Here is a 17,068-nt window from a genome sequence, read left to right as displayed (position 1 = left end):
GGGATGCAAAGAAAAGGGCAAGGGCTATCAGAGACGATCAAAGTGATGCAGAATCACCGTTCCATCCGCAAGTATACGACAGATCCGATACCGCGCTCTGACTTGCTCGAAATTATCAAGGCGGCGCAGGGAGCGGCTTCTTCCAATTTCGTTCAGGCGTATTCGATCATCCTTGTGACGGATCGGGACAAAAAAGAGCAGATCGCCAGGCTTGCCAACAATCAGGGACATGTTAACGACTGCCCGGTCTTTCTGCTGTTTTGCGTCGATTGGAAGCGGACAGAATACGCCGCGGCCAAACAGGGCGTCCGCATCCAGCACGACACCGTGGAAAATTTTATCGTCGGTGTGGTAGATACGGCTCTCATGGCGCAAAATGCGCTGACTGCTGCCGAATCACTCGGATACGGCGGCTGCTACATCGGAGGTGTCCGCAACAATCCGGGGCCGATCAGCGAGATTGTCAGACTGCCTGACAAAGTGTTTCCGCTGTTCGGGATGTGCCTGGGAGTGCCGGCAGAGACCCATCAGGTAAAGCCCCGGCTGCCTGTTGAGGCGATCCTGCATGAGAATGAATACGGGGAAGAGCACTACCAGGGGGTTATTCACGCATATGACCAGACGATGCAGGCATATTATTCATCGAGGTCTGGCAACAACAAGCAGAGCAACTGGTCGAAGACGATGGCCCAGTTTTTGGCGGAAAAGCGGAGGGGGCACATGAGGGAGTTTCTTGCGAAGCAAGGGTTTCATCTGACGTAAATGAACAGGTCGAGGTGGATGGATGAACAATCGGGTCGCGATCGTGTCAGGCGGAGGCAGGGGTATCGGCAAGGGGATCGCCAAAGAATTGGCGTCCTTGGGAATTCACGTCGTCATCAATGACATAGACGAAGGCTTGGCTGCTCAGACGGCCCGGGAGATCGGGCCTAACGCTTCTGTGCAGGTATGTGACATAGCCGATTACCAAGCGGTGTCAGAGTTTGTCTCCCGGACGGCAAACAGCTTGGGGAGCGTCGACATCCTGGTGAATAACGCAGGCATTTCGCCCAAAAGGGCAGGGAGCAAGGTTCCGGTGTACGAGGTGGATCCCCGCGAGTGGCAGCGCGTCGTCGAGGTGAATTTAAACGGAGCTTTTCACCTGACCAGGGCAGTATCCCCTTACATGATCAAGCAGAATTTTGGGCGGATTGTCAATATTTCTTCCATCGCGGCGAAAAGCTACATTTCCGTTTCGGGCTCGCACTACGCCGCCACGAAGGCGGGACTGATCGGGTTGACCAAGGCCGCTGCGGGGGAACTGGCACCCTACGGAATCACGGTCAATGCGATCGCTCCAGGACGGATTGAAACGGAAATGATGGCGGCGGCAGGAACGGGAGCGAACGATGCGATCCTGTCGCAAATCGCCAGCGGAAGGTTTGGGACTCCGGCGGACATTGCCGCTGCAGCTGCGTTTTTGATCAGCGAAAAGGCTGCCTACATTACAGGCGCCGTGCTTAACGTGGACGGCGGCTGGGTCATGGCCTGATCGCGAAAAAATAAAGAGGTGGTCAATGTGAAAAATTACCAGTTGTTTATCGGCGGAAAATGGGTGTCCTCTCAGTCAGGGGATTCGTATGAGGTCATCAACCCGGCTACGCGGGAAGCAGTCTGGCGGGTCGCTTATGGCGACGATCGCGATGCCGAATTGGCTGTAGAAGCGGCCGCGGACGCCTTTCCCAAGTGGTCGCAAACACCTGCCAAGGAGCGCGCGGCCATCTTGATGAAGATGTATCAGCTCATGCTGGAGCGGAAAGAAGAACTGGCCCGGACGATTACGCTGGAGATGGGCAAGCCGATCCGCGAAGCGAGAGGCGAGGTCCAAAGCGCGGCGGATTACGTACAGTGGAATGCGGAAGAGGCGAAAAGAACGTACGGCGAGACGATCCCGTCATCCTTTGCCAACAAGCGGCTTCTTACCATCCGGCAGGCCGTTGGTCCGGTCGCCGCGATTACGCCGTGGAACTTTCCGCTGTCGATGGTCACCCGCAAGCTGGCGCCGGCTCTTGCCGCCGGCTGCACGGCGGTGCTCAAGCCGGCTACCCAAACGCCGGGCTGTGCCGCCATGCTCTTTGAGATTGCCCAGGAAGCCGGATTGCCGGATGGCGTGGCCAACCTCGTCGTGGGCAGCTCCGGCAAGATCGGCAAAGCGCTGTTAGGCAACCACAAGATCCGCAAGATTACGTTCACCGGCTCGACAGAGGTAGGCAAACTGCTCTTGCGGGATGCCGCTGATCAGGTAAAGCGGGTGTCGATGGAACTGGGCGGTCATGCCCCGTTTATCGTATTTGCCGACGCCGATCTGGAAAAGGCGGTCGAAGGAGCGATTGCCAACAAGTTTCGCAACACTGGGCAGACTTGTATCTGCGCCAACCGCATCTATGTGCAGTCGCCGGTAGTGGAGGAGTTCACCGCCCTGTTCAAGGCGAAGGTAGAAAACATGGTCGTCGGCAACGGGTTGGAGGAGACGACGGACATCGGTCCGGTCATCGATGAGCAGGGGCTGCTCAAGGTGCATGAACATGTAGAAGACGCCCTTTCAAAAGGGGCCAGGTTGATCAGCGGCGGGGAGAAGTGCCAGCCTGGCGCGGGCACATTCTACAAGCCGACCATCCTGGCAAACGTCTCAGAGGGGATGATGATTTCCACGGAAGAGACGTTTGGACCGGTTGCCCCCATTTATTCGTTCGAGTCGGAAGAAGAGGTCATCGCCAAGGCGAACCAGACAAATTACGGCTTGGCGGCCTATTTTTACACCCGTGACCTGGGGCGGGCCATCCGGGTGTACGAGGCGCTGGAGTATGGAATGGTAGGGTGCAACGATCCGGTTCCGACGACTGTTCAGGGGCCGTTTGGCGGCTGGAAGGAGAGCGGTATGGGCCGGGAAGGCGGTCCGCACGGGTTGGATGATTTCCTTGAGACGAAGTTTGTTTCGATTCAAATCTAAATGGACGGATGACTTGAGCGTGCGGCGCTCAAGTCTTTTTTTGGCGGGCAAAAAGGAATCACCTGACTCTCGTCGAAGTGTCAGGGTTATGATGACAAAGAGATAAGTTTTAGGGGGATTCTTGTTCAGAAATTGTTCAGTTGAACATGGTGAAATAGGTAGGTCTGCAGTGGCCTGTCGCGAAAGAAAAAAACAGGACCGCCAAGGGGAGAAATAGCGGCAAACATGTTGGAAAATATGTGTTAGTAAACTAAGTTGTTTCAACAAGAAGGGAAGAAACTATGATCCTGCTTGAAGGATATTACAATAAATGGATCGTGTTGTTGTCGTTTGTTATTGCGGTAGTGGCTTCGTACTCGGCGTTAAATTTGGCGAGCAAGATTTCCCGGGCGCAGGGGAGGTCTCAAATAACGTGGCTGATCGCCGGTTCATGTGTGATGGGCAGCGGCGTTTGGTCGATGCATTTTGTCGGCATGCTCGCCTTACATCTTACTGTGAAGGTTCACTATGATATCGGGATAACGGTCTTGTCTATGCTCGCCAGCATCGTCGCTTCTTTCATCGCTTTTTACATTACGATGCCAAAGCAGGTCGGATGGAAAAACATCGGCATTGGCGGTTTTTTTATGGCCAGCGGGATCGTCGCGATGCACTACACCGGGATGAGCGCGATGCAGCTGCCCGCGCAGGTCGTGTACGATTCGTATTATTGGTGCCTCTCGGTGCTCATCGCCTTTGCCGCTTCGTATTCGGCCCTGCTGCTGTTTCTTCGGTTTCGCCATACACCGTCCTCCAGCTGGTGGAAGTGGACCTCGGCGGTTGTGATGGGAACGGCTATTTTCGGCATGCATTACACCGCGATGAAGTCTTCGCAGTTTTGGTGTGTACCTCCGGTTCCGGAAGCACCGCCGACAGATGAAATATTCAATCCTGCGTTGTTGGCCGGCGTGACCGTGAGCACCTTTTTTATTTTGATGGTCTCGCTGGGAGCGATGTATTTTGATCGCCATGTGCTGGAAAAAATGGCCTATCGCGATCAACTGACCGGACTGCCCAACCGGTATGAATTGAACCGCTATTTTGACGAGGTTGTGGAAAAATCGAAAGAGGCTGCCGTGCTGTTTATCGATTTGGACCAGTTTAAGACGATAAATGATACGTTAGGTCACGATATTGGTGACCTGTTGGTTCAGGAAGCGGGCAGGAGACTGCAATTGTTTTTGAATGAGAAACAACAGGTGTTCCGCTTGGGAGGTGACGAGTTCCTCGTCGTGGCGAATGAGTGCGGCCGGCAGCAGGCTGAGGAATTGGCATCGCGCATCCTGGAAACGATCAAAAAACCTTATCACCTCGAGGGAAACGAACTATACATCACCGCCAGCGTCGGGGTCAGCTTGGCGCCGCTGCATGGATCGGACCGCGGGACACTGCTGAAAAGGGCAGACACCGCCATGTACACGGCGAAAGGTTCTGGGAAAAACAGGTATCGCCTGTTCGACACCGACATGGATCAGCGTCTGATCCGCCGGATGGAGCTGGAAAAAGACCTTCGCAAAGCGCTGGAACACGGGGAATTTTACTTGGTTTATCAGCCTAAATGGAACGTCGCGATCGACCAGCCGGTCGGCTGGGAGGCGCTTATGCGGTGGAGGCATCCCAAGCTAGGGATTATTGCCCCGGGGGAGTTTATCCCGATCGCTGAGGAAACAGGCGCAATCAATGCCATGACGCGCTGGGTTTTGGAAGAAGCATGCCGGCAGAACAAGGCGTGGAAGGATGAGGGGCTGCGGCAGCTGCCCGTATCTGTAAATCTGCCCGTTCACGTATTCGAAAGTCAAAATCTGTTCAACATGGTCCGTGACGCGCTGAATCTTACCGGCCTTTCTCCGGCTTTGCTGGAGTTGGAGATTACCGAAACGATCGTGCTCTACGACGTTGCGGATATCAATCGACAGCTTCAGGAAGTGAAGGCATTGGGAGTCCGCATTTCACTGGACGATTTCGGCTCAGGCTACTCCTCGCTTGGAACGATCGACCAGATTCCGATCGACACCCTGAAAATCGATCGGCATTTGATCGACCAGGATTCCCCTTCCAAGCGGGCAATAGCCCGTGCGATCATTACGATGGCCTCCCAATTGGAGTTGGAGCTGGTCGCCGAAGGAGTAGAGAGCGAAGACCAGATTCAGTTTTTACGCACCTCAGGCTGCAACATCATGCAAGGTTTTTACTATGGAAAGCCGATGGAGCCTTCGGAGATCGAAACGTGGCTGGTTTGTCAGGTGGTATAAAAAAGTCCCGTCCCTCACAGGGAGGAACGGGAGGCAGGAGAGGGTTTCCTCTCCAGCAAGATCGTCAGGCTGATCAGCGTAACCAGGATCGTCGCGCCCATGTCGGACAGAATGGCGATCCAGAGCGTCAGCAGACCGGGGATGGTCAAGAGCAGGGCAATGATTTTTAATCCCAAGGCAATCGCGATGTTGCCTTTGATGATCCGGTTCACCTGTTTGGCGATGGAGACGGCTTCCGGCAGCTTGCCGAGATGGTCCTGCATCAGCACGATATCAGCCGTCTCGATGGCACTGTCCGTCCCTTTGCCCATGGCGATCCCGAGCTGGGCGGAAGCAAGCGCTGGAGCGTCGTTGATGCCGTCCCCGACCATTGCTACATTTCCCTGGCTGGCCAGGTCCTTGATTTTTTCGACTTTTTCATCCGGCAGCAGGCTGCTGTAATACTGCGAGATTCCTACTGCCTTGGCGGTTTTGGCCGCTGTTTTTTGGTGATCGCCGGTGAGCATGACCGTATGGCGGACACCCAGACGATGGAGGGCGGCAATGACTTCCCGGCTCTCGTCGCGAATCTGATCGGCGATCCCGAAGAGTCCCAGGACAGATTGGCTGTCAGCAACCAAAACCAGGGTCAGTCCGTCTTCTTTTAACCGGTCGATGTCCTGCCGGATCTCTTCCGGGATAGGGATGTGGGAGATGCTTTGCTCATTGCCGGCCCAGAAGACCTCCCCGTTGATCCTGGCCCGGACCCCTCTGCCTGACACCGTCTCGATCTCGTCGGGATCGATGGCGGAGATTCCTCTTTGCTCGATCTCGCGCATGATCGCCTTTGCCAGCGGGTGAGAGGAGGATTTCTCAATGGCGGCGGCGGTCTCGTAGAAACGCTGGTCGTCGTAGACGAGCGTTTTTTCGACGTGGGGCTCACCTCTGGTCAAAGTGCCGGTCTTGTCAAAGGCGATGGTGTCGATCCGGCCCAATTGCTCCAGGAAGACGCCGCCTTTAATCAGAATGCCATTGCGAGCGTTACGGGTAATCCCGGAGACGATCGCGATCGGAGAAGAGAGGATCAGCGCGCATGGACACCCGACGATCAGGACGGCCAGCCCTTGATAAAGCCACTCATGCCATCCCCCCTGCAAGAACAGCGGCGGAATAAAGATGACCAGGATTGCCACGAGAATGATCAAGGGAGTGTAGTACTTGGCAAATCGGTTGATAAACAACTCAAGGGGCGTCTTCGTCTCCTGGGCTTCTTCCACCAGGTGAAGGATTTTGGCCAGGGATGAATCCTCGTACGCTTTTTCAATCCGGACTTTGAGCACTCCCTCGTTATTCAGGCTGCCGCCAAAGACCGGCTCGCCGGCTGCCTTCTCGATTGGCAGTGATTCACCGGTGATGGCCGCCTCGTTGACCGAGCTTTTCCCCTCGATGACAATGCCGTCTGACGGGATCTTCTCCCCAGACCGTACGAGCACGACGTCGCCCGCTGCCAGCGAGGCGATCGGTACCACCGTCTCTGTACCGTTTTGGATCAAAGTCGCTTCCTTAGGAGCAATCTGCAGCAGGCTTTCCATGGAACGGCGGGCCTTTTCCATCCCGTATCCTTCCAACAGCTCGTTAAGACCGAACAGAATGGCGACGAGCGTTGCCTCTTTCCATTCCCCGATGCCAACCGCGCCGACGAGGGCGATCGTCATCAACGTATCGATCGTGAATTGGAAGCGGAAGAGATTTTTTACCCCTTTGATAAAGGTCGTATAGCCGCTGATCGCCATGGCAAACAGGTACATGCTGATGACGGCGATGTCGCTCGCCCGATCCTGTAGCAGCAGCGCCAAAAGGTAGACTACGGCAGAGGCAATCAACAGGTATTTCAATTTTGCGCCCCCATGGGTGTGGTCATGCTCATGGCCGTGTTCCGCTCCGGAGTGGTCATGTCCCGCTTTTTCGATATAGGCGCCTTCTGTCCGCAGGATTTTTTCGACCTGCTCCAGCTCCACCTTGCCATCTACCGTCAATTTTCCGGTGTTGTAGCTTAATTTGGCGCTTTGGCCGTGTTTCAACTTGCGGATTTGTTCTTCGAGACCCTGGGTACAATGCGCACACGAAAGGCCCTTGATACGGTATTCTTCCATTGCCGTTGCCTCCTAACCTAATCGTGGCAGGCGTGGTGAATCGCCTGGGCCAACAGATCCATTACGTGTTGGTCATCCTGGGAGTAGTACAGCGTAGTGCCGGCCCGCCGAAATTTGACCAGACGAAGGTTCTTTAAAAAGCGAAGTTGGTGGGATACCGTCGACTGAAGCAGCGACAATTCCTCGGCGATCTCGTTGACTGAGCACTCTCTCTGGGCCAACAGGTGCAAGATTCGTATGCGGGTCGTATCGGATAAGGCTTTAAATGTTTGGGAAACCATAAAAAGTGTTTCGTCGTCCAGTTCCTCACATGGAAGGGTTCGTTCATTCTCTTTATGATCCATAAGAACCTCCAAAGTGTAAATATGTTCATATGCTCATATATTAAGTCAAAAAAAGAAAAGAAGCAAGGGGGGACTGCCTAGAAACAGTCCCGGTTTACTTTATTGTACCCAATAGATTGGCCGTACGGCATTTTAGGCTGTTACCCTAAATCATGTCCAGTTACGATGATGTAGGCGACCAAGAATACGTTTAAAGCCAATATAACTACGGTGGAAAGCCACGCTAATACCTTAACCCATGTACGGTTTGCAAATTCCCCCATTTTCTTTTTGTCACTTGTGAACAATACCAGCGGAATAACAGCAAAGGGAAGTTGCAAGCTGAGTACAACCTGGCTCCATAAGAGCAGTTCTCCCGTTCCTCTCGATCCGGCAATCCACGTGACGATAAAGGCAGGCACAACCGCAATCAGCCGAGTGATAATCCGGCGAAGCCAAGGAGAAATCCGTAAGTGTAAAAATCCTTCCATGACAATCTGTCCTGTCAATGTTCCGGTAATCGTCGAGTTTTGGCCGGAGGCAAGCAGGGCAATGGCAAACAGTGTGCTTGCTATGCCCACGCCTACCGTTGGGCTTAATAGCTCATAGGCTGCCTCAATTTCCGAAACATCCAATCCGGTTCCGTGAAAAGCGGCTGCACCCAGGATCAGAATGGCAGAGTTGATCAGGAACGCAAACGTCAATGACAGATTCGAATCGATTACAGAGTATTTTAAGGCTTCTTTTCGTCCTTCCGTAGTGCGTTTGTATTGCCTGGTTTGCACGATCGAGGAATGCAGATAAAGGTTGTGCGGCATGACGGTAGCTCCCAAAATCCCTAAAGAAATAAACAGCATTTCCGGGTTTGTCACAATTTCAAAGCTGGGGACATAACCGCCAAACAGTGCCGATACTTCCGGTTTTGAAACGATCACTTCAAAGACAAACACGATAAATATTGTTGCCATTAATACGATAATGATGGATTCGATAATTCGAAATCCTTTTTTCTGTAAAAGCAGCAACAGCAGCACATCTAGCGTTGTGATCAGGATACCTAATAGCAGCGGGATGCCAAATAGTAAATTTAGCGCGATCGCAGACCCGATAACCTCAGCTAAATCCGTCGCAATAATCGCAAGTTCTGTTAATATCCACAGAACAAAAGAGGTTTTCTTGCCAACTGCATCTCTGGTAGCCTGGGCTAAGTCCCTGCCTGTCACAATTCCTAATTTTGCCGCTAATGACTGCAGCAGCATCGCAATTAAATTAGAAATGAGAATGACGGACAATAAGGTATAGCCAAAACGTGCTCCGCCGGCGATCGATGTCGCCCAGTTTCCAGGGTCAACATAACCTACAGCGACAAGCGACCCGGGCCCGGCAAAGGCTAAAAATTTTCTCCAAGCGCCGGCTTTGCTCGGAACTTTAACGGAATTATTTACCTCCTCCAAGCTCACATTGGAACTGCGCCGCAGCCAACCGGTATTTTCAGCTATTTGCTCCACTTGACTGTTCATGTTTTCACCCTTCTCTACAGTACATGTTCTATTTTAAATAGACCTCCACTTGAATACCCTGGAGCTCATTCAAGGGCTTTCTTTCATCTCATCCAGATATTGGATATTTAGATTTGCGGTACGCTATAATCTTATGCCTTCTACATAAAAGTTGTGTTGGAAATAAAAGTTTTGATATGGGAAACTTTTTGGCGCCAGGCCACCCTTTAAGCAAATTATATCCAAGATGTTTGCCTGAGTGCAACATTTTTTTTGCGGTGCAATATTTCTCCTGCAAAAGAAGTGTGCAACGGGGCAAGCTGATTGTTTTAAAGCTGATCATCTTTGTTAATAACTGTAATGAATCAGCATATTCATGTAGGAGGATATAGAAGGATGAAAAAAATCTGGACACTTGCTGCAGCAGCCCTGCTCGTCGGTGCCGGGGCCTGGATGATTGCCGGAAAGACGCAACCTGTCATACGCGAGATGCCTGACGTGCAAATCGTCAACGCCAAAGGAGAAAAAATCGGCACGGCGACACTGGCGGAAGAGGGCAGCGGAGTGAAGCTTCGCATCAAGGCCAGCCAGCTTCCCCCGGGAAAACACGGCTTCCACATCCACGAGTCGTCATTTCAAGGGCAGGATTTCAAGGCGGCCGGCCTGCATTTTAACCCGGACGGCAAAAAGCATGGATTTGACAACCCGGAGGGACATCATCTGGGGGACATGCCCAATTTGATCGTCAAGCCGGATGGAACCGTCGAGACGGAAGTGATGCTGAACAACGCCACCTTGAAAAAAGGGGAGAAGAACTCCCTGTTGGGCAAGTCGATCATTATCCACGCCGGTGAAGACGATGGAAAAACGGATCCGGCCGGAAATTCCGGCGACAGGATTGCGGGCGGCGTCATAGCTGAATAAAAAGAACCTGATTGACAAGAAAAATTTCATAAACTACGATGGGAAGTGACTACAGAAGGGTGTGCGATGCGCAACCCTTTTCTTATTTGAAAGGGTGGGTCGGTTGTGGACACTTTGCGCCAGTTGGGTTGGTTTTTCCGCAAGTACTGGAAACGATACAGTTTTGGCATACTCATCTTGTTCACGATCGATCTTTTGATGCTTTGGCCGCCGCGGCTGATCGGCGAGACCGTGGATCGCATGCGGACTTCCGCACTTGATTCGCATTCCCTGGGAATGGCCGTCGGCATCCTGGCAGGACTTGGCGTTTTGATGTACGGCCTGCGTTTCTTGTGGCGCTATCTGCTGTACGGCGGATCGCTTACGCTGGGAGTGACCCTGCGCAAAAGGCTGTTTGAGCACTTGACCAGGATGACGCCGTCGTTTTACCAGCGGCGTCGGACGGGCGACTTGATGGCGGTTGCTACGAACGATATTCCGGCGATTGAAATGACGGCGGGCGATGGCGTACTGACGCTGGCTGACTCGCTTTTTATGACGATTCTTACTTTTTCTACCATGCTGATCATGATTGATTGGAAGCTGACCTTGGCTGCTCTGCTGCCGATGCCGTTTTTGGCCTGGGCGACGGCCTTTTACGGCAAACTGCTGCACGAACGGTTTTACGCTGCACAGGAGGCGTTCGGCAAGATGAACGATTACGTGCAGGAATCTGTCAGCGGAGTCAGGGTGTTGCGTTCCTTCGTTCAGGAGCGGCAAGATGTTGAGGCCTTCCGCAGGGTCAGCGAAGAAACGCTGCAGCGCAATGTGAGCGTCGCCCGAATAGACGCGCTGTTCGAACCGACGATCACGGTGATTATCGGGTTCAGCTTTTTAATCGGGCTAGGTTATGGTTCGCTGCTGGTGTTTCACAGCCAAATTTCCTTGGGAGATTTGGTCGCGTTCAACTTGTACCTGGGATTGTTGATCTGGCCGATGTTTGCGTTTGGCTGGATGATCAACATCATTCAGCGCGGGGGAGCTTCCCACAAACGTCTCCAGGAGCTGTTTGACGAACAGCCTGAGGTGGCGGATTTTGCCGATGCAGATGGAGACCTGGCTGCGGGAGGCATCCGCGCGGAGAAACTGATGTTCGTCTACCCGGGGGCAGAAAGACCTGCGCTGCAGGAAGTATCCTTTTCTCTGCGCCGGGGGGAAACGCTGGGCGTCGTGGGGCGAACCGGCAGCGGCAAGTCCACGCTTTGCCGCCTGCTGCTGCACCAGTACCCGCTGGAGCCTGACTGTTTGTTTTTTTCGGAGAGACCGATAGAGAACATCAAACTTGCCGCGCTGCGGGGGATGATTGCCTACGTACCGCAGGAGCACCTGCTCTTCTCGCGATCGATTCGGGAAAACGTGGCTTTCGGCAAACCGGATGCGACAGACGAGGAAGTCTGGCAGGCATTGCGGCAAGCGGAACTGGCAAGCGACATCGCCTACCTGCCCGATGGGATTCACACGCTCGTCGGGGAAAAAGGCGTGATGCTCTCCGGCGGACAAAAGCAGCGCATCTCGATTGCCCGGGCGCTGCTCTTACATCCGGAGATTTTGATCATGGACGATTCCCTCTCCGCGGTGGACGCCCGGACGGAGGAGCGGATCCTTATGTATCTGCGCGAGTCGCGGGCCGGCAAGACGACCATCATCACAGCCCACCGCCTGTCAGCTGTCATGCACGCCGATCAAATCATCGTCCTGGACGAAGGAAGGATCGTGGAGCGCGGTACCCATGAAGATTTAATGAGGCTGGGGGGCTGGTATGCGCAGCAGTACCGGCGTCAGCAGATGGAAGATCAAGTGAGCGAATGGGAGAGGGGTATCGGCGGATGAATGGGAAGAGAGTCTGGCGAAGGCTTGTCGGATATGCCAAACCGTTTCAGCGGCGGATATGGTGGGCCTTGCTGCTGCTGATCCTCGGCACCGGTGCGGAACTGGCCGGCCCGTTTCTGGCCAAGGCGGCCATCGACAGCCACATTCTCGGCATTCAAAAACCGTGGTACCACTATGATTCACTGCCGCCGGCCGTAGAACAAGGGATCAATCACGTCCAGATCAATGACTTCTATCTGATTCGGGAAGATTGGCTGCCGCAGGATCAACAGCAAGGGCTGGCAGCTCTCGGCAGGAAAAACCAAATACTGACAAAAGGGACGAATTACTACCTGGTGGACGGGACGCTCGCATCCGATCGGGAATATACGGTTGCTCCGCCCGCAGGGGATGCTGACGGGAGGAATGTCCTTCTGGTCACCGAGCGCCCAGGAGCAGAGGAGCGGCTTCCGGCCGTCAGGTTGAGCGGCCAGGAAGTCATGCAGTTGTATGCTTATGACGTGGCTCCGCTGTTGTGGATTTCCGGGGGATACGCCGCTCTCATCTTTTTGTCGGCGGCGCTTCAGTACTTCCAGCTGCTCTCGCTGCAGACGACGGCACAGCGGATTATTCAGAGCATGCGAATGGAGATTTTTACTCATCTGCAAAAGCTGCCGATCGCCTATTTTGACCGGACGCCGGTGGGCCAGCTCGTTTCTCGCGTCAGCAACGACACAGAGGCAGTGCGCGAGCTGTATGTCAGCGTCTTGGCGACGTTCGTGCAAAACGGGGTCTTCCTTCTCGGCATCCTGATCGCGCTGTTTTTGCTGCAGCCTGTCCTGGCGCTCGGTTTTTGCCTCATCCTGCCATTTATTATCGCGCTGGTCGTCCTGTATCGCCGCTACAGCTCGCGAGCCTTTGCCGTCATCCGCAGCAGATTGGCGGAGATGAATACGACCGTTAACGAGATGATTCAAAACATGGCGATTGTTCAAGCGTTTCGGCGGGAGGAGAGTGCAGCGGAAGAGTTTGCCCGGCACAATCAAGGCTACTTCCAGGGACGGATGCGGGAAAACGTGTTGGAGGCGTTTTTCCTGCGTCCGGCGGTTGACGTGCTGTACTACCTTGCCCTGACGCTGGCGATCTGGTACTTTGGCGCCGCTTCTCTTCGGGGCGCTGTCTCGTTTGGGGTGTTGTACGCTTTTATTATGTATATTGAGCGGTTTTTTGAGCCGATCAACATGATCATGTCGCGGCTTTCGCAATTGCAGCAGGCCGCCGCCTCTGCTGAACGGGTGTTCGAGGTGTTGGATACGCCGGGAGCAGGGGAGACGGGCGGACTGCCCGTGCCAAGGCCGCAGGGCAGGGTGGTTTTCGAAAATGTCTGGTTTGCATACCAAGAGGAGCAGTATGTGCTGAAGGACGTCTCCTTTGCCGCAGAGCCGGGCCAAACCGTGGCGCTCGTCGGCCATACCGGTTCCGGCAAAAGCTCGATCATGAATCTGCTGCTAGGCTTTTACGGGATCCATCGCGGCCGCATTACTGTCGATGGCACAGACATCCAGAGCATGGCTCCGGGTGAACTGCGCAAGCACATCGGACTCGTCCTGCAGGATCCGTATTTGTTCTCGGGCGATGTCTCTTTCAACATTCGCCTTTTCAACGAGGCGATCAGTGACGATGCGGTAAGGCGGGCGGCGGAGGCAGTCAAGGCTGACCAGTTTATCCGCCAGCTGCCGGGCGGCTACAGCCATGTCATCGCGGAGCGGGGTTCGACGCTTTCTTCCGGACAGCGCCAGCTTCTTTCCTTCGCCCGGGCGCTTGCCGCCAACCCGGCGATCCTGATTCTCGACGAGGCGACAGCCAGCATCGACAGCGAGACGGAATCGGCGATCCAGGAAGCTCTGCATGTGCTGTCACAGGGACGGACGACATTCATGATCGCCCACCGCCTGTCGACGATCCAGCATGCCGATCTCATCCTCGTGCTGTCGCGGGGCGAGATCGTGGAGCGGGGGACGCATGATGAGTTGATGAAGCAAGGCGGCTTGTATCAGAAAATGTACCAGCTTCAGCAAGGGCAGCAGGCTGGCAAGGTAGATGTATTGTAGAATTTGACCCTGACGCTGCGAGAGGGTTTAAGCTGAGACGAAAAAGGGGTTGGACTGCGATGACTTCTACTCGCTTTACGTTTTTGACTTTAGTGGTGATTGTCTGCATGGCCGGGATCAGTCAGGGGCTTACGCTGCCGCTGCTGGCGATTTTGCTGGAGCAGCAGGGTGTCTCTTCGGTTGCCAACGGACTGAATGCGGCTGGATTATACATGGGGTCTTTTTTGGTTTCTCCTTTGATGGAGATCGTGCTGCGGCGGTTTGGCTTCCGCACCACGGTGGTCATCGGGCTGTGTCTGGTGGCGGCAGCTACCGTCATGCTGCCGTTTTTGCAGGGGCTCATCTTTTGGTTTATTCTGCGGATCATCATCGGGATCGGCGACACTTTCCTGCACTTTACCAGCCAGATCTGGGTTACGACGATCTCGCCTCCAGACCGGCGGGGCAGGGATCTGTCCATTTACGGGCTCGCCTACGGGATCGGCTTTAGCATCGGCCCGCTGGGAATCAATCTGCTGTCCTTAGGAGTTTGGGTGCCGTTTGTTACGGTGACCCTGATCTTCTTGTTCGCTTTTATCCTGCTGGGCCGGCTGCCCAATCTGTATCCGGAGCCCGCTGCCAGGACGGCGGGGGGCGAAAACAGGTATACGGCCGTTTTTCGGCTGGCCTGGCTGGCTCTGATTCCCTCCTTCCTGTACGGGTTTATGGAGTCGTCGCTCAACGGTAATTTCCCTGTTTACGCCCTGCGGATCGGGGTGTCGCCCGAATGGGTTTCGGTGATCCTGCCAGCGTTCGTGGTGGGCAGCCTGTTTTTACAGCTTCCGCTCGGTACGCTCAGCGACCGGATCGGCCGCAAAAAAGTTATGATCATCTGTGCGCTGGCGGGCGGGACGGCATTTGCGCTGTTTCCGCTGGCAGGCAAGGCAGTCTGGCTGATGATTGTCCTGCTTGCGGTCGCCGGGGCCGCAGTGGGCTCCTTCTATTCGCTGGGCCTGGCGTTTGCCGCCGACCTGCTGCCGCGCGGCATGGTTCCGACGGCAGGGATGATTGCGGGGATGAATTTCGCCCTGGCCAGCATGCTGGCGCCTAATCTGAACGGGTACCTGCTGGATTTTACCGGCCCGGGGACGATGTTCCTGGTCATGGGCGGATTATTAGGCGTGTTTGCGCTGCTGGGTCTCTTTTTTCGCGAGCGCCGGGCAGAAAAAGCGCACGAAAACGTAATGGCCTCGCAGCCGGCGGACTGATGGCGGCAAGCGGGGGAACGCCGTTCGCCGGGGTTCCCTCGCCAGTACATGCCGGACAAAAGTTCTTTCAGGGATAATTTCAATTAGTGGGAAAAGTTGTGCATTTCCCCCTGTCTTGCGCTAAAATAGTGGGTAAAAGAGCGTAAGTCAGGGGGTTCGTTTTTGCGTGATTATCCAGGTGACAGATCTGCATAAAAACTACGGCGATTTGGAAGTGCTGAAAGGGATTTCGACCACGGTGGACGAACGCGAAGTCGTCTGCGTCATCGGACCGTCCGGCTCGGGGAAGAGCACGCTCTTGCGCTGCTTGAACCAGTTGGAGCCGATGACCAGCGGTAAAATTGTCATCAACGGACACGATTTGACCGATCCGAAGACGAACATAAATAAAGTGCGGGAAGAAGTGGGGATGGTCTTCCAGCGATTTAACCTGTTTCCCCACAAAACGGTGTTGGATAACGTGACGATGGCGCCGATCAAGGTAAAGAAAATAAACCCGGAGGAAGCCAAATCGCAGGGCCTTGCGCTATTGGCAAAAGTGGGCTTGGGAGATAAAGCGGACGTCTATCCGGACCGCCTGTCGGGCGGGCAGATGCAGCGGGTGGCGATCGCCCGGGCCTTGGCGATGAATCCAAAAGTGATGCTGTTCGACGAACCGACGTCTGCGCTCGACCCGGAATTGGTCGGCGAGGTCCTTGCCGTCATGAAAAACCTGGCGCTGGAAGGCATGACGATGGTCGTCGTCACGCATGAAATGGGATTCGCCCGGGAGGTCGGCGACCGCGTCATCTTCATGGACCAGGGCGTGATCATGGAAGAAGGCAAGCCGGAACTGATCTTCAGCAACCCGCAGAATGAGCGGCTGCGCGGATTTTTAAGCAAGACGCTGGCGTAGGATAAGAGCTGCCCTGATGTACGCATCATTACTTGGGGCAGCATTTTTTGTAATCGGCTCTAGAATAGAACGTCGGGCAAAAGAGGAATACCGAAGGATGGGATGAAAATGGCTTTATTTGCAATCCTGTTTGTTCTTAATCAGTTCTTTTGCCGAGTTTTTGCTGTACTACACGATCGGCTCAGATTTAGATAAGGGAATGTTTCCTTGGAATGAATTTCAAAATTTGGTCGTTTTCTCTATAATAAGGTTCGGTTAGTGCTAAACCTTGTCATTGTCATTAATAGTGCGTTTATGATCTTAAAAACGAAAATGAAAGAGAAAAAGGCAAAGCCGCCCCAGAGTTAATGGAACTTCGAAGGCCTTTCCTATTCATCTAGGTGATTGTATGGTTATCTTTCGTGCTTTTCTGATAATGTAAATCCCATATGCCTTTTAGCATGCATCCCATACTAATAGCCCACAGAATTCCTGCTGCACCGATACGCCCGGAATTAAATTCCGAGATCATTCCTATTGAACTGCTTTGAGGTCTTATAAGCGTTAAAAATAGGTAGATTCCACACGATAGAGAAATAAGGTGGGCTATAAACCAGATGTAAGTTTTATTTTTGGTTATTTTCCATAATCCCATTATCACGATAAATGAAATTGTTAAAACGAAGCCTGCACCTGCTACTAAATACCAGAATACTTCAGATTCCATTGGCATTTTTTTCACCCCAAACCTATACGTATTTGGGGTAGGACAAAAGATGTCCTACCCTTAAGTATACATAACCTTTTTATCCTAATATTACCTTGTAAAT

13 protein-coding genes are annotated in these 17,068 nt (G+C 53.7%); 9 read left to right on the top strand and 4 right to left on the bottom strand.

Going from position 1 to position 17,068, the window contains the following annotated elements; translation table 11 throughout:
* The first annotated feature begins 3 nt into the window (after positions 1-3).
* From nfsA to ACI7RC_RS16780, 4 genes are all read left to right on the top strand, one after another.
* Positions 4-762 (top strand): oxygen-insensitive NADPH nitroreductase, encoded by a 759-nt coding sequence (gene nfsA, locus ACI7RC_RS16795; RefSeq protein ID WP_408109373.1) that lies wholly within the window; start codon positions 4-6, stop codon positions 760-762.
* Between the two features lie 22 nt (positions 763-784).
* Entirely contained in the window at positions 785-1,531 is a 747-nt protein-coding gene (locus ACI7RC_RS16790) for an SDR family NAD(P)-dependent oxidoreductase (RefSeq protein WP_408109372.1), read from the top strand.
* A 27-nt stretch (positions 1,532-1,558) separates the two neighbouring features.
* A complete protein-coding gene (locus ACI7RC_RS16785) occupies positions 1,559-2,989 on the top strand; it encodes an NAD-dependent succinate-semialdehyde dehydrogenase (RefSeq protein ID WP_408109371.1) in 1,431 nt (476 codons plus the stop codon).
* Between the two features lie 281 nt (positions 2,990-3,270).
* Entirely contained in the window at positions 3,271-5,280 is a 2,010-nt protein-coding gene (locus tag ACI7RC_RS16780; protein ID WP_408109370.1) for a bifunctional diguanylate cyclase/phosphodiesterase, read from the top strand.
* A 14-nt stretch (positions 5,281-5,294) separates the two neighbouring features.
* Here ACI7RC_RS16780 and ACI7RC_RS16775 read toward each other — a convergent pair whose 3' ends face one another.
* The 3 genes from ACI7RC_RS16775 to ACI7RC_RS16765 all read right to left on the bottom strand — a co-directional run bounded on the left by ACI7RC_RS16775 (position 5,295) and on the right by ACI7RC_RS16765 (position 9,255).
* On the bottom strand, positions 5,295-7,412 hold the full coding sequence (locus ACI7RC_RS16775) for a heavy metal translocating P-type ATPase (RefSeq protein ID WP_408109369.1): 2,118 nt from the start codon (positions 7,410-7,412) through the stop codon (positions 5,295-5,297).
* 17 nt (positions 7,413-7,429) lie between these two features.
* Positions 7,430-7,756 carry an ArsR/SmtB family transcription factor gene (locus ACI7RC_RS16770; protein WP_408109368.1) on the bottom strand — a complete coding sequence of 109 codons (327 nt, stop codon included), beginning with the start codon at positions 7,754-7,756 and terminating at the stop codon, positions 7,430-7,432.
* A gap of 140 nt (positions 7,757-7,896) precedes the next feature.
* Entirely contained in the window at positions 7,897-9,255 is a 1,359-nt protein-coding gene (locus ACI7RC_RS16765) for an Nramp family divalent metal transporter (RefSeq protein WP_408109367.1), read from the bottom strand.
* 375 nt (positions 9,256-9,630) lie between these two features.
* On the opposite strand from ACI7RC_RS16765, the gene ACI7RC_RS16760 reads away from it, so the two are divergent.
* The 5 genes from ACI7RC_RS16760 to ACI7RC_RS16740 all read left to right on the top strand — a co-directional run bounded on the left by ACI7RC_RS16760 (position 9,631) and on the right by ACI7RC_RS16740 (position 16,259).
* A complete protein-coding gene (locus ACI7RC_RS16760; RefSeq protein ID WP_408109366.1) occupies positions 9,631-10,158 on the top strand; it encodes a superoxide dismutase family protein in 528 nt (175 codons plus the stop codon).
* 105 nt (positions 10,159-10,263) lie between these two features.
* Positions 10,264-12,027: an ABC transporter ATP-binding protein gene (locus tag ACI7RC_RS16755; RefSeq protein ID WP_408109365.1), complete on the top strand. Its 1,764-nt coding sequence runs from the start codon at positions 10,264-10,266 to the stop codon at positions 12,025-12,027.
* Positions 12,024-14,117, top strand: coding sequence for an ABC transporter ATP-binding protein (locus tag ACI7RC_RS16750; protein WP_408109364.1), 2,094 nt, complete (start codon positions 12,024-12,026; stop codon positions 14,115-14,117). The genes ACI7RC_RS16755 and ACI7RC_RS16750 overlap by 4 nt, the downstream gene beginning before the upstream one ends.
* 59 nt (positions 14,118-14,176) lie before the next feature.
* The gene (locus ACI7RC_RS16745) at positions 14,177-15,364 is read left to right on the top strand and encodes an MFS transporter (protein WP_408109363.1); all 1,188 of its coding nucleotides are present in this window, start codon (positions 14,177-14,179) and stop codon (positions 15,362-15,364) included.
* A 166-nt stretch (positions 15,365-15,530) separates the two neighbouring features.
* Complete coding sequence (locus tag ACI7RC_RS16740) at positions 15,531-16,259, top strand: amino acid ABC transporter ATP-binding protein (RefSeq protein ID WP_408109362.1); 729 nt, start codon at positions 15,531-15,533, stop codon at positions 16,257-16,259.
* Between the two features lie 376 nt (positions 16,260-16,635).
* On the opposite strand, the gene ACI7RC_RS16735 is transcribed toward ACI7RC_RS16740, so the two are convergent.
* Positions 16,636-16,971, bottom strand: a complete 336-nt coding sequence (locus tag ACI7RC_RS16735) for a hypothetical protein (RefSeq protein WP_408109361.1) — start codon at positions 16,969-16,971, stop codon at positions 16,636-16,638.
* Positions 16,972-17,068: the final 97 nt, after the last annotated feature.

Source organism: Brevibacillus sp. B_LB10_24, from assembly GCF_046036945.1.
Classification (GTDB): Bacteria; Bacillota; Bacilli; order Brevibacillales; family Brevibacillaceae; genus Brevibacillus_C.
Note: the sequence above shows the minus strand (reverse complement) of the source record. Positions and strands in the feature narration are given on the sequence as shown.